Source organism: Rothia mucilaginosa, assembly GCF_964210535.1.
GTDB classification, from domain to species: Bacteria; Actinomycetota; Actinomycetes; order Actinomycetales; family Micrococcaceae; genus Rothia; species Rothia mucilaginosa_F.
Genome location: NZ_CAXOMR010000004.1, coordinates 73,143 through 86,860 on the forward strand (window position 1 = coordinate 73,143; position 13,718 = coordinate 86,860).

At 57.3% G+C, this 13,718-nt stretch carries 7 protein-coding genes; 1 reads left to right on the plus strand and 6 read right to left on the minus strand.

What is annotated here, in order from left to right; genetic code table 11:
* The first annotated feature begins 154 nt into the window (after window positions 1–154).
* Window positions 155–1,183 carry a dihydrodipicolinate synthase gene (locus tag AB8C10_RS02665; RefSeq protein ID WP_368866756.1) on the plus strand — a complete coding sequence of 343 codons (1,029 nt, stop codon included), beginning with the start codon at window positions 155–157 and terminating at the stop codon, window positions 1,181–1,183.
* A 182-nt stretch (window positions 1,184–1,365) separates the two neighbouring features.
* On the opposite strand, the gene AB8C10_RS02670 is transcribed toward AB8C10_RS02665, so the two are convergent.
* From AB8C10_RS02670 to AB8C10_RS02695, 6 genes are all read right to left on the minus strand, one after another.
* Window positions 1,366–3,069 carry an ABC transporter family substrate-binding protein gene (locus tag AB8C10_RS02670; protein WP_368866757.1) on the minus strand — a complete coding sequence of 568 codons (1,704 nt, stop codon included), beginning with the start codon at window positions 3,067–3,069 and terminating at the stop codon, window positions 1,366–1,368.
* 254 nt (window positions 3,070–3,323) lie between these two features.
* Window positions 3,324–5,024, minus strand: coding sequence for an ABC transporter family substrate-binding protein (locus AB8C10_RS02675; RefSeq protein ID WP_368866758.1), 1,701 nt, complete (start codon window positions 5,022–5,024; stop codon window positions 3,324–3,326).
* A 332-nt stretch (window positions 5,025–5,356) separates the two neighbouring features.
* Complete coding sequence (locus tag AB8C10_RS02680; RefSeq protein ID WP_368866759.1) at window positions 5,357–7,066, minus strand: ABC transporter family substrate-binding protein; 1,710 nt, start codon at window positions 7,064–7,066, stop codon at window positions 5,357–5,359.
* 442 nt (window positions 7,067–7,508) lie between these two features.
* Window positions 7,509–9,209: an ABC transporter family substrate-binding protein gene (locus AB8C10_RS02685; protein WP_368866760.1), complete on the minus strand. Its 1,701-nt coding sequence runs from the start codon at window positions 9,207–9,209 to the stop codon at window positions 7,509–7,511.
* A 408-nt stretch (window positions 9,210–9,617) separates the two neighbouring features.
* A complete protein-coding gene (locus AB8C10_RS02690) occupies window positions 9,618–11,348 on the minus strand; it encodes an ABC transporter family substrate-binding protein (RefSeq protein ID WP_368866761.1) in 1,731 nt (576 codons plus the stop codon).
* 367 nt (window positions 11,349–11,715) lie between these two features.
* The gene (locus AB8C10_RS02695) at window positions 11,716–13,416 is read right to left on the minus strand and encodes an ABC transporter family substrate-binding protein (protein WP_294625951.1); all 1,701 of its coding nucleotides are present in this window, start codon (window positions 13,414–13,416) and stop codon (window positions 11,716–11,718) included.
* Window positions 13,417–13,718 lie beyond the last annotated feature (302 nt).

The following is a 13,718-nucleotide window of genomic DNA, read 5'->3' on the forward strand; positions in this document are numbered from 1 at the left end:
TAAAGGGGGTCCCACCATTACGGTGGGGCCCCCTTTTCCTTATGCCCTGATATTCGAGTGGGGATCAGCTTGGCGTTACACACTAGCCGGGGGGGTATTTCTGCTAGTGTGATAATAAGCTCAACAAGGAAGTTCTCAAGTGATAGGGAGTACGATGATGTCTTCTGATACTAGGGTATGGGATACCGAGGTGTGGGAAGAGCAGCAAAAAGAGTTGCGCGCTCTTTCTCCTTTTCGGCGGCTGATGCGCCGGCTCAATCTTGAGGCGCTCGTCTACGAGTCCGCGCCGTTCCCGGTTCTACTGCGTAAGCTCTCCGCGCTGATTCCAGCCTGCCTTCTGTGGTGGGTTATCTATGAGCCGCACCGGCTTGCTTCCTCCGCAAACCTTCCCGAGGGTGCTCACGCCATTACGCTGCTCCCCGGAGCCTGGGGTAACCCCTCCACGGGGGCTTACGGAGGTCTTCCTGACCTGCCGGGCGTCCTCGTGCGCTGGGTGCTGTGCATTGCGGCAATGGTGGCTGTCGTTCATCTCTGCGGCGTCAAGGCGAAGGGCCAGAGCTTCACGATTCCTCGGGATGCGCGTTCACGGCTGATTGCGCTGATGCAGGCTCTGGGCATTTTCGGCGCCTTCGCACTGGTAGTCTGGATTGAGTACATGATGACTCCGCTGACCCTCATGTTTGAAACCGTGTACGCGGGCCCCACCGCGGTCTATAGCGGCGACGGCATGATTCCCCTGCACCTGTTCCTGTCCTCGTCATTGAGCGCTATTTTCTTGGGCTATTTCTGCGTGAACATTCTTGCCTCGCTGAACATCCCCGGGTACCTGGGCATCCCCGCAATTATTTACGTGGGGGCGCTTCCGTGGGCTCAAGCGGAGCGGCACCAGTTCACGCTGGCTTTGGCGTGGGTCATTGCGGTGACGATGGTGAGTTGGCTGGTGCGCGGCATGTGGGGCACTCTGCTCGCCTGCGTGGGCTATTCTCTCTGGATTGTGCTGGTCGCAACCAGCGGTGATCCCTTTGAACTGTCCGCCAATATGAGCCGCGTGCTCGTCATTTTGGGTTTCCCGCTGGCGTTTATCGTCGTTGGAGGCGGCATTTACCGCATCTTCTATCTGCGGCAGAACCCGAAGATGTTGAGGTACCTGCAGGAGCGCGCCCTGTACCTGGGCGAGTGGTAGCAACCGGTTAGGGCGGCGCTCCCCTCCCACTCGTTTTTTGTAATTACATATCCCGCTAGAGGGCACAGAAACTTAGAGGGCACAGAAAAATCCCGGGCGCTCCCTGTATAAGAGCACCCGGGATTCTGTTGTCCTACAGGACGGCTAGAGTGTTACCGAAAGCGGTATTACTCTCGCCTACTCTATTCCTGCCAGCCAACGTTGACCCAGTAGTCAGCGCTGGTGTAGCTCTGCTTGAACAGGGACGGACCGTAGTTTGCAACCTTAGCCTTGACAGCGGCGTACATCGGGCCGTTTGCGTAGGGCAGGTACACTGCGACCTTCTCGTAGTAGAGCTTCTCCGCCTCGTTAGCGATCTTGATGCGCTCGTCATCGTTCTCGGTGTTCTGCAGCTTCTCGATAAGCTTATCTACTTCGGGGTCACCGACTCCGAACACTTCGGTGGTGAAGAAGTAGGGTGCCGAGGAAGCCAGGTCGGGCAGAACGCCCCAGCCGGTGAAGATAGCTTCGTAGCTCTTCTGGCCGAGCACAGAGTTGGAGTTGGACTGCGGCTGGTTGTCTGCGCTCAGGCGGATACCTGCAGACTTCAGCTGCTGCTCCAGAATCTGGTAAACAGCCTGGTAGACTGCCTCGGAACCGAAGGAGGTCAGGGCGAAGCCAGCAACCTTGCCGTCCTTGGCGTAGTAGTCGCCGGACTTGGAGTAGCCTGCGGCCTCCAGGATTTTGCCTGCCGCCTGTGCACCGCTGTCACCAGCGTAGTTGTTCTGGTAGCCCTTCTGGAACGGCATTGCGATAATGGAGCCGGGCAGCGGTTCGGTCCAGCCGAGCTGCGAGAAGTATGCCTTAGCGATCTGCTCGCGGTCCACAGCGGCGAGGATTGCGCGGCGCAGTGCCAGGTCCTCAATGCGCTTGGGGTTCAGCTGAATGATGTTGACGTTGGTGTTCTGGCCCTGGCGAATCTCGGTGCCTGCCTGGCCCTTCACAGCGTTGTAGCTGGTTGCGCCGACGAAGGTGAACGCGTCCAGCTCGCCGTTCTTGAAACCTGCGCGGATTGCTTCGGAGTCCATCTGACGCCAGACGATGCGGTCCAGCACCGGCTTCTCGCCCCACCACTTGTCGTTCTTGACCAAGGTGAGCACCTTCTGGGAGGAGTTCCACTCGCCAATCTTGAAGGGGCCTGCCCAGTACTGGTCGAGGGGCTTGTCAACGAAGCCGTCGTTGAAGAGGTTGACGTCTTCCAGTGCGGGGTGGATTGCGAAGGCGCACAGACCCTCGGAGGGGTAGTACGGAGCCTTCATGGTGACCTTGACGTGGAAGTTGTCGCCGTCAATAGCCTCGATGCTTTCAACCTGCTGCCACATGGTGTTGTCGGTGATGTGGTAGGGGTTGTCGGTGGTTGCGCGGTAGACCTTCCAGCAAGCCTGCACAGCCTTCACGTCCATGGGGGTGCCGTCGTTGAAGGCAGCCTTGGGGTTGATCTTGAAGATCGCGGTCTGCACGCCGTTGACGGTTTCGGTCTTGTGCTCGAGGCAGAACTCGGGGTTGAGGGTGCCTTCACCGTCGGGGCTCATGGTGTAGAAGCCCATGACAGCGGGGATGTTGCAGGGTGCCAGCGCATCCAGGTTGCTGGAAGTGTAGCCGCTCTGGGTCTGCAGGTTGAAGTTGGGGCCCAGCGCAGTAGCTGCGAGGGTCAGGGTACCGCCCTGCTTGAGGGAGGAACGGTCCTGCTTGTTGACCTGAAGGTTCTTCAGAATATCTTCAGCGTTGTTAGCGGCGCTACCGCCAACCTTTTCCTTCGAGCTACCGCAGGCAGCCAGCAGACCGACGGTGCCGAGGGCAACGGTGCCGGTCAGGAGGGTACGGCGAGAGACAGACATGCTCTTCATGGAATTTCTCCTAGAGTATTCGCAGTGTTGTGAAGTCGGTACGCGAACGGTGCGTAGCCAGCACTCCAACCCGGCGGGAGGACAGTCTCTGCCGGGGTGGGCAGAATGCCCACATTTGTTTTTAAGTATATCCTTGCTGCTCTCTAGGGCATGGAAAAGCGGCGTGCTACAGAAGGTTTTAATCCTTTTGTAACACGCCGCGGCAGCACTTTTGCCCTTATGGGGCGTGTGAGCTGTGCTCAGCGCTTAGATTTTTACTTTTCCCAACCGACGTTGATCCATACGTTCGGGTTGTAGTAGGGCAGACCGAAGAGCATGGGACCGTAGTTCGCCAGACCCTTACGGCATGCCTTGAAATTCGGGCCGTTGTTGGTCGGGACGTAGATTGCGACTTCGTCCAGGTGGCGCTTCTCCAGCTCGTTCATAATCTTGAGCTGTTCCTTCGGGTCCTCGGTGGACATCATGGTTGCAGCCAGCGAGTCCAGGTCCTTACCGTGACCGTTGTTGGTCGCGGAGATGTAGAAGTAGTTCGCTGCATCCACCGGGGAGGTGGTGATGCCGTAGCCGCCGCTCTTGATGGTGAAGTTCTTCGCGGAGATGATGCTTGCCATTTCGGATGCACCGTGGTTCTCGATGCTCAGCTCAATACCGATTTCCTTCATCTGCTGGGTAAGGAACTGCGCGGTGGAGCTAACGACCGGGTCGGTACCGAAGGTGGTCACCGAGTAGGAAGCCTTAACGCCGTCCTTCTCGTAGTAGTCGCCATTCTTGGTGTAGCCTGCATCCTCGAGAATCTTGGTGGCAACGTCCTTGCCGAGCTTGGTCGGGTAGTTGTCCTGGTAGCCTTCCTGCATGGGAAGCATGCACATGGATCCGGGCAGGGGTTCCTTCCAGCCGAGCTTCTCGTAGCGCAGCTTGAGCAGCTGCTCGCGGTTCAGGGCTGCGACGAACGCGCGGCGTACGGGCAGGGGCATCTTTTCGGGGTTGATTTCGTAGTTACCGACAGCCAGTGCGCTACCCTTGCGGATGTCGATGTTGCTGAGGCTGGAGAGCTCGTTGTAGGAGCTGAGGGTGCTTGCGTCAGCGTAGTCGATTTCGTTGTTCTTGAATGCTGCCTGCTCTGCCTGAGAGCTCATTTCACGCCAGGTGATGCGCTCGAGCAGAGGCTTGGTGCCCCACCACTTCTCGTTGCGGACCACGGTGAGGACCTTACCGGAGGAATCCCATTCGCTGACCTTGAAGGGGCCTGCCCAGTACTTGTCCAGGGGCTTGCCGTTCATGCCGTCGTTGAAGAATGCGACGTCGACGAATGCCGGGTGCAGGAAGGAGGTGAAGCTACCTTCGATGGGGTACCAGGGCTTGGACATGGTGACCTTGACGTGGCGGGAGTCGCCGTCGACCTCTTCGACGCTTGCGACCTGTTCCCACAGCGGCGCGGGGGTGATCTGGTAGTCCTTACCCTCTGCTAGGCCGCGGTAGATGGTCAGGTAGCTACGGACAGCAGCGATGTCGATGGGGGTGCCATCGTTGAAGACTGCCTTCGGGTTGATCTTGAAAGTGACGGTCTGCACGCCGTCAACAGTCTGAGCCTTGTACTCGGTGACGTAGTCCTCGTTCATGTGGCCTTCACCGCGGAAGTCAGCGTAGTAGCCGCCGGTGAATGAGGAGTTAATTGCCGCCTGAATGTTCAGGTTACCTGCGGTGTAGCCGTTGGTGTTGAGGATGTTGAAGTTCGGGCCAATGCCGTCTGCGCTCAGTCGCAGCTCGCCGCCGTCCTTGAGGGCGGAGCGGTCCTTCTCGTTGTAGGAGACTGCCTTGGACAGGTCGTCGCCCGCGGAGAGAGCGCTGTTCTCGTTCTTGGTGGAGTTGCCGCCGCAGGCTGCGAGCAGACCGACGGTACCCAGGGCAACGGTGCCGGTGAGCAGGGTACGACGGTTGAGGGAGAAAGTGGTCATTAGTTTTCCTCAGTTAGGTGGGATGCTGCTTTGCTGTACGCGGGGGAACACAACCCGCACACCTTTGTGACAGCACGCACATTTTGCATTGGCAATAGTATACACACATTTCCCACCCACTATGACCCAGTTCACCGTTTCAGGGAAAATATTTCAGTTAATTCCCGAAACCGCCCCACCACAGAACCATCCATCAAAAACACAGAAAAGTCCCGCAGCACCCTGCCTCTGAGGCGGAATACCGCGGGACTTTACCCTTCCGGAGCCTTATACCGGCGCCTCCAAAAATTCAGAAACTACCGAATAAGAATCCAAAAAATTAACCTGTGGCTTTAGTTCTGCCAACCCACATTGACCCAGCGCTTGGGGTCGGTGTAGCTGGTTGCAAAGAGGGAAGGACCGTAGTTAGCCAGCTTCTCCTTCACAGCTACGTAGCTGGGGCCGTTAGCGTAGGGGAAGTAAATAGCGACCTTCTCCATGTGCTGCTTCTCAGCCTCAGCAGCCATCTTCAGCTGCTCCTCGTGAGATTCCTTCTCGTAGATAGACGCAATGTACTTATCCAGCTCGGGATCGCCCACACCCTCGTTGATTTCACTGGTGTAGAAGTACTGAACGCTGTCTGCGGGGTCAGCACCAATACCCCAACCGGAGAAGGCGCAGTCGTACTGCTTGGAGCCCATCACCGAGTTGAACTGGGACTGCGGCTGGTTGTCCTGCTCGAGCTTGATACCGGCTGCCTTGAGCTGCTGCTCGAGGTTCTGGAACTGAGCCAGGGAGGTTGCATCCGAACCGAAGTAGGTAATGGAGAAGCCCGCGGTCTTGCCATCCTTAGCGTAGTAGTCGCCGTTCTTGGAGTAGCCTGCTGCCTCCAGGATCTTTGCCGCGGCCTCGGCACCGGGGTTGGTGGGCATAGCGTCCTGGTAACCCTTCTGGAAGGGCATAGCAATCAGGGAGCCGGTCAGCGGCTCATCCCAGTTGATCTGGCCGAACTTGACCTTAGCCAGCTGGGAGCGGTTAACCGCGGCGAAGACTGCACGGCGCAGGGCGGTGTCGGTCACGCGGGTCGGGTTGAACTGCAGGTTGATCACGCCAACGCTCTGGCCGGAGCGAATCTGAACACCGGGCTGATCCTTAACGGCATTGTAGGTTGCCAGACCAGCGAAGCCGATGCTGTCCAGCTCGCCATTCTTGAACGCTGCGCGCTCTGCCTCGTCGCCCATTTCACGCCAGATAATGCGGTCCAGCAGCGGCTTCTCACCCCACCACTTGTCGTTGGGCACAAGGGTGAGAGTCTTAGCCGAAGAGTTCCACTCGCCAATCTTGAAGGGGCCGGACCAGTACTGATCCATGGGCTTGTTCACGAAGCCGTTGTTGAAGAGCTCCTTGTCGGTCAGTGCGGGGTGCAGACCGAGCAGGCCGAGGGTCTCGGCAGGATACAGGGGCTTGGACATGACGATCTTGACGCGGGTCTTGTCGCCATCCACGGGGTCGATGGATGCTACCTGCTGCCAGAAGGGAGCGGCGATAACGTTGTAGCCGTCATCAGGGTTGCGATAGACGGTCCACGCGGCGCGGATTGCCTCAATGTCAACGGGGGTGCCGTCGTTGAAGACAGCCTTAGAGTTGAGCTTGAAGGTGATGGTCTGCACGCCGCCAACGGTCTCTGCCTTGTAATCGGAGACGTAGTCGTCGTTGAGGCTGTAGTCGCCAGCGGGGCTCAGGGAGGTGAAGCCGATAGCGGAGGGGATGTTGCAGGCGCCACCGAATGCGGTCAGGTTTTCGGTGGTGTAGCCGCTCTGGGTCAGGATGTTGAAGTTCGGACCGATTGCAGAGACGCTACCGCGGAACTCGCCACCCTGCTTGAGGGAGGAGCGGTCCTGCTTGTTGATTTCGAGGTTCTTGACGATTTCCTCGGTGCTCGATGCAGCCTTACCGCTAATCTTCTTGTCCGAACCGCCACCGCACGCAGCCAGCAGGCCGACGGTACCCAGGGCAACAGTGCCGGTCAGCAGGGTACGGCGGTTAATACGCAGATGAGTCATGTGTTCTCCTCGTGCCGGAGGGCTCGGGTGTACTTCGTATGGCGCACGATGTTGTGCGTCTTGTGTGCAGTGGCGACGAAGCCTCTGCCAATCACCCTTGTGAGAGCCCCCACATTGTTTGTGGTTGAAACACAGTATACCCCCAAAAGAAGCGACGCAGACCACAGTCCAATCCGTGGAAGAACTATACACCGTCTAAAAATCACGGGTTCAGCGCCTAAACCCGCATCATCACGCGGAAGCCGCGTGCGAAAACTAAAAAATGAAATATTATGTCGCATTGGCGCGCGAGCGCGTCACATCCGGTGCTTTGAGAATCGTTACAAGTTACAAGCACAGCGCCGAGGCAGCTAAAGCGCACTGAACCCTCCGCAAGAAAAAGCTCCCCACCCCCATACGACACTGCGAAAACGTATAGGGGCAGGGAGCTTAAAACTGCGGCTTATGCCATCCAGCCGACCGTAGACCAATCGGTGCTCTTGAAGAGGAACGCACCGTAGTTAGCGAGCTTCGGGCGGCATGCCTTGAAGTCCGGGCCATTGAGGAAGGGGATGAAGAGGCAAACCTCGCTCATGTGCTTCTTCTCAATTTCGTTGCACTTCTCGGCGCGCTTAGCGTCGTCGAGGATGGTGACCATCTCGTCGACCATAGCGTCAATTTCGGGGGTGCCGACGCCGTCCCAGTTCTTGGAGTGGTAGAAGTACTCGGCAGCACTGGTCGGTTCGGAGCTCACACCGAAGCCCGAAATGCTCACGTCGTACTCGCGGTTACCGACAACCTTCGAGAATTCGGACTGCGCACGCGAATCGAGCTCGAAGTTAATGCCGATTTCCTTCATGCTCTGAATGAAGGTCTGTGCCTGACCCTTGGTGGTGGCGTCATCACCGAAGGTGGTCAGCTTCAGGGTGATGGTCTTGCCATCCTTCGCGTAGAAGTCGCCGGACTTGGTGTAGCCTGCCTTCTCCAGGACCTTGCGTGCTTCCTCCGGGTTACGTGCCGGGTAGTTGTCACGGTGGTACTGAGAGGAACTCAGCAGAAGCATCGAGCCGGGAACTTCTTCTTCGTAGGGCAGACCCTGGAAACGAATCTTTGCCAGAGCACCACGGTCGATACCCAGGAAGATTGCCTTACGCACGGCAGTATCAGTGATGTGCTGTGCGTTCAGGTTCATGCCGCCGGCGAAGAGGCGGCGACCGCGGCGGATTTCGGAGTTCGCGACATCCTTCATCTCGTTGTAGGCGCTGAGGGTACGTGCTTCCACGACGTCCAGTTCGCCGTTCTTATAGGCGGCGCGAGCTGCAGCGTCTGCCATTTCACGCACGACGATGCGGTCCAGCTTGGGCTTGTCACCCCACCACTTGTCGTTGGGCACAGCGGTGAAGGTCTTCTCGGAGGAGTTCCAGCCGTTGGGTGCCAGGGTGAAGGGGCCGCAACCGAGCTCGGGGTGGGGGTTGTCCACGAAGCCTTCATTGAAGAGGGTTACGTCGAGCATTGCCGGGTGCAGGATTCCGCCAAAGAGCAGACCCTTGACGGGGTTGTGTGCGGTCTTGAAGACAACGCGTGCGTGGTAGCGGTCGCCGTCGATAGCTTCAACGCTTTCGATGAACTCGTAGATACCTGCAGCGCCAATCTTGTACGCGCCCTCGGGGTCACGCTGAATCTGCCAGGTTGCCTTGAGAGCGTCGATGTCGATGGGGGTGCCGTCATTGAAGACTGCCTTGGGGTTCAGGCGAACCTCGGCGGTAATCTTGCCGTCTACTTCCTTAGCTTCGAAGCCGAGGCAGTAGTTGGGATCGAGCTCATCTTCACCCTTGAAGGTGCTGCGCCAGATGCCGGCACCGGCGATAACGCCCATGGTTTCGGAGACGGAGGTGCTCGAGCCGTTCTGGGAGAAGCGGTTGAAGTCCGGACCAAGGGAGTAAGTGCTCAGGTTCAGGGTACCGCCCTGCTTGAGCTTCGAGGCATCCTGCTCGTTGATTTCATAGAACGGGGTTTCGCTTGCCTTGTGCTCGGTCTTGGAGGACGAGGAGCCACAAGCGCTCAGTACGCCGGCAGCAGCGACGGCGGTTGCGCCGCCGAACAGTACGCGGCGGCTCATGATCGGGTTGAATCCGGAGAGGGAGGGGATGGGGTGGGGGCTCATGATGGGCTCCTTGTGGGTGTGGACTGCGCTGATGCAGTGTTTGCAGTGTAGAGTGGGTGGCTTGCGTGCTCTGGAGGCGGGGTTTCCGTCTGCAGGAGCGCCTGCTATCTGCGGTGATGGGCGGGCAGGTCAAGCCATGCAAAATAATGTGACCTAAAGCTATGTTCTAAGCCACATTTAATATTTTTAGTAGTGTACACCACATAAATCACTACAGGTGCGCAACACGATAAATATTTCTCAATTATTACGCCCGACCCTAATGCAGCGGGCCTAAATCCATATCGACACAACCCCACTATCCTTCGCGCAACACCCCTCCCCCACCTCCAGAAATAGCCAACGGGCACAGCAAAGCGGGCCGAACGCGCATATACGCATTCGACCCGCTCGCAAGACAGGCACCTTTTAGGAGTTCATCCAGCCCACAGCAGCCCAGTCCATCGACTTGTACAGGCGCGGACCGTAGTTAGCCAGAGTCTTCTTGACCATCACAAAGTCAGGACCGTTCGTAATGGTGCCCAGGAAGGCGAACTCCGCCATGTGCTTCTTCTCAATCTCGTTGCAGGCGAGGTTACGTTCCTTGTCATCCTCAATGAGGGTCATGGCGTCGATGAGGGCATCGATTTCCTTGCTGCCGATACCTTCGTTGTTCTCGGAGTAGTAGAACTGCTTGGTACTCTCGGTCGCGTCAGCAGAGACCGAGTAGCCGCTGAAGGAAATATCGTAGTCCCAGTTGCCCAGAATGGTGGCGAACTCGCTATCGGCGTGCTGATCAATCCGGATCTCGATACCGACATCCTTCATCTGCTGAGTGAAGGTCTGAGCCTTACCCTTGGTGGTCGGGTCATCACCGAAGACCACCACTGCACAGCCAGCCTTCGTGCCATCCTTCTCGTAGTAGTCGCCGTTCTTGGTGTAGCCGGCGGCTTCCAGAATCTTCTGCGCCTCCGAAACACTGTTATTCGGGGTCGGGTAAGAATCCTGGTAGTAGGGCGAGAAGGGCATGTGAATCATCGAACCGGGGATAGCTTCCTCGTAGGGCAGACCCTGGAACTGAATCTTTGCGAGTGCTTCACGGTTGGTGCCGACGAAGATTGCCTTACGCAGGGCAGCATCCTTGACGCGGCGGGGGTTAATATCCAGGCCGCCAGCGTAGAGGCGGGTGCCCTTACGCAGTTCGGTACCCGCAATGTTCTTCACCTCGGCATAGGTGGAGGAGGTGCTTGCACCGATAGCGTCAATTTCATCGTTCTTGAACGCGGCACGTGCAGCGCTGGATTCCATCTGGGTAAAGACAATCTTGTCCAGCAGGGGCTTGGTGCCCCACCACTTGTCGTTGGGTACAACGCTGAAGGTCTTCGCGGTGGAGTCCCAGCCCTTATCCGCCAGGGTGAAGGGGCCAGCCCAGTACTCGGGGTGGGGCGCATCCACGAAGCCGTTGTTGAAGAGCTCGACGTCTTCCAGTGCGGGGTGCAGAATCTCAGAGAAGAGGCTCTGCAGCGGATAGAAGGGCTTGGAGAAGGTGACGATTGCACTGTAGTCGTCTTCGCCCTTTTCTACGGATTCGACGAATTCGTAGATGCCGCTGGAGACAATGTTGTAGCCGTTATCCAGGCTCTTGAAGATGTTCCAGGTGGACTGGAGCGCCTTGTAGGTAATGGGGGTGCCATCGTTGAAGACAGCCTTGGGGTTGAGCTTGACGGCAACCTGAACCTTGTCGCCCTTCTTGCTGTGCTCGAAGGAGACAGCAAAGTCGGTGTTCAGCTTGTAAGTGCCGTCAAAGTCGAGGTTCCACATGCCGGCCTGGCTGATGGTGCTCATAACGTTGACGTTATCGCTGGTGTTACCGCTCTGGGTGTAGAAATTGAAGTTCGGACCGATGGATCCGGCGGGCAGGCGCAGGGTGCCGCCCTTCTTCAGGCTGTTCACATCCTGAGCGTTGATGTTGTAGAGGTCTTCGATATTGGCACCGGCGCCGGCGGCCTTGGTCTTTTCAGAGCTTGCGCTGCCGTTGCCGCAGGCGCTGAGCAGACCTACAGCTCCCAGAGCCGCGGTGCCGCCAATGAGGGCGCGGCGGCTGAAGCTGTTCTTGGTCGCTTCGTGGCTACTCGCGGTGTATGCGGTGTGGGCGGTCATGGGAGTGGTTTCCTTCTGTCTTGCGTGGGCGGGTGTATCCCGTATCCCCGAAGTGTTGATTATTTATGCAGAGCACTGCATAACTTTGTATGACTCCACTGTAGCGCGCCCCAGGATCGAAAACCAAGCATTTTTACAATATTTCTTAATATTTATCGTGTCTTTTGGATATTCATACTATGAATACCCTGTTTTTGCGCGAATTTTTCGGATTTTGCCGGATAGCTATGCCACCGCTCCCCTGCACCGGTACACAAAATGCCCAAAGCAATTCCTCCAGATATGCAAAAAGTGTCCACCCGGATAATCCGGGTGGACACTTTCAGTAGCTCTAGACTATTCACCTATTAGGTGAAGGGATAAGGACTTACTTAGCCCAACCAACCTTCTGCCAGTGAATACCGGTGCCCTGGAAGAGGGACACGCCGTAGTTGCGCAGACCCTTCTTCACGAACTTGTACTCGGGGCCGTTGATGAGCGGAATCAGCACTGCGAACTCAGCCAGGTGCTTCTTCTCGATCTCGCTGCAAGCCCGGTTGCGTTCCTTGTCGTCAGCAATGAGCTTCATCTTTGCAATCATCTCATTGATCTCATCGGAACCGGCTTCCTCGGGCTTACGACGCATGTAGAACTGCTCGGTAGCCTCGGTAGCATCCGGGGAGGTCGGAGCAAAACCGGAGGAGGTTGCGTCGTAATCCTTGGATGCCATGGTCTTGTTGAACTCGCTCACAGCACGGGAGTCGAGCTCAGCATTAATACCGACGGACTTCAGCTGCTGAACCAGGGTCTGACCGACAGCCTTGGCAGTGGGGTCCTCACCGAAGATGGAGAACTTGAAGGCAGCCTGCTTGCCGTCCTTCTCGTAGAACTCACCGTTCTTGGTGTAGCCTGCCTCTTCCAGAATCTTGGATGCTGCAGTAGCATCGTTGTTCGGGGTCGGGTAGTCGTCCTGGTAGTACTCGGTGAAGGGCATATGAATAACCGAGTTGGGGAGCTTCTCTTCGTAATCCAGACCCTGGAAACGAACCTTAGCGAGAGCCTCACGGTTCAGACCAACAACCACAGCGCGACGCAGAGCAACATCCTGCATGCGGGCGGGGTTCATGGTCAGACCGCCGGCGAAGAGGCGAGCACCGCGACGAATCTCGGTGTTAGCAACTTCCTTGAGCTCCTTGTATGCAGAAGCGGTGGTAGCGCCAATCGCGTCAAGCTCATCGTTCTTGAATGCCGCGCGCTCAGCAGCGGTATCCATCTGACGGAAGACGATGCGCTCCAGAACGGGCTTCTCGCCCCACCACTTCTCATTGCGGGTCAGGGTCAGGGTCTTCTCGGTGGAGTTCCAGCCACCTTCAGCAATGGTGAAGGGGCCAACCCAGTACTCGGGGTGCGGCTTGTCAACGAAACCAGTGTTGAAGAGTTCCTTGTCCAGCAGAGCCGGGTGCATAATGCCAGCGAAGAGGGTATCCAGCGGGTAGTAAGGTGCGGAGAAAGTTACCTTCACCTTGAAGTCATCACCGTCGCGCTCCACGGAAGCAATGCTGCTGTAGATGCCGCTGGTACCAATCTTGTAGCCGCCATCGGTGCTCTTGAGGACCTCCCAGGTAGCCTGCAGAGCCTTGTAGTCGATGGGGGTACCGTCGTTGAACTTAGCCTGGGGGTTCAGCTCAATGGAGACAACGGGCAGACCGTTTTCTTCGGAAACATCGAAGCTCTTCGCGAAATCGGGAGCCAGAGTGCGCTTACCCATGGGGTCACCCTGCCACAGGCCTGCGTAAGCCACGGGGCTCATAGCAGTCTGGGTGTACAGGGAGTTGCCGTCCGCGCTGAAAAGGTTGAAGTCCGGACCAATACCGGGAATAGCCAGGCGCAGAGTGCCGCCATCCTTCAGCTCAGATACAGCTGCCTCACCAAGGTCATAAAGCTCCTTGGCATCGGTGCCCACGGTTGCACCCTGGGTGGTTGCCTTGGAGTCCTTGGACGAGCCGCACGCAGCCAGTACGCCCACGGTACCCAGTGCTGCAGCGCCACCGAGAACGGTACGACGGTTCAGGATGAAATTCTTCTCCATGAGAGTGTCCTCTTATACGTTTGACCCTCAATAATCCCGCAGGAAAGCGTCAAGGATTCCCTGCTCATGCGCCGCCCAAAGGGTGCGGTGAGCGATGAATTAGTGCCGGTCTATGAATGTGTTCCTTCGGGTACGCCCCTAGCGGCGCACCCACAGGCTTAATTATGGCTTACCCGCGGTATAGAAGCTCGCCTATAAATATTCATATCTTGAATGGTGAGAAAGGTTACGCCTAGTCAGTGCAGTTTTTCCTGTTTTCTTGCTGGTTTCAGTGCCAAGCGCCACATTCTGAGGCTCCCGCC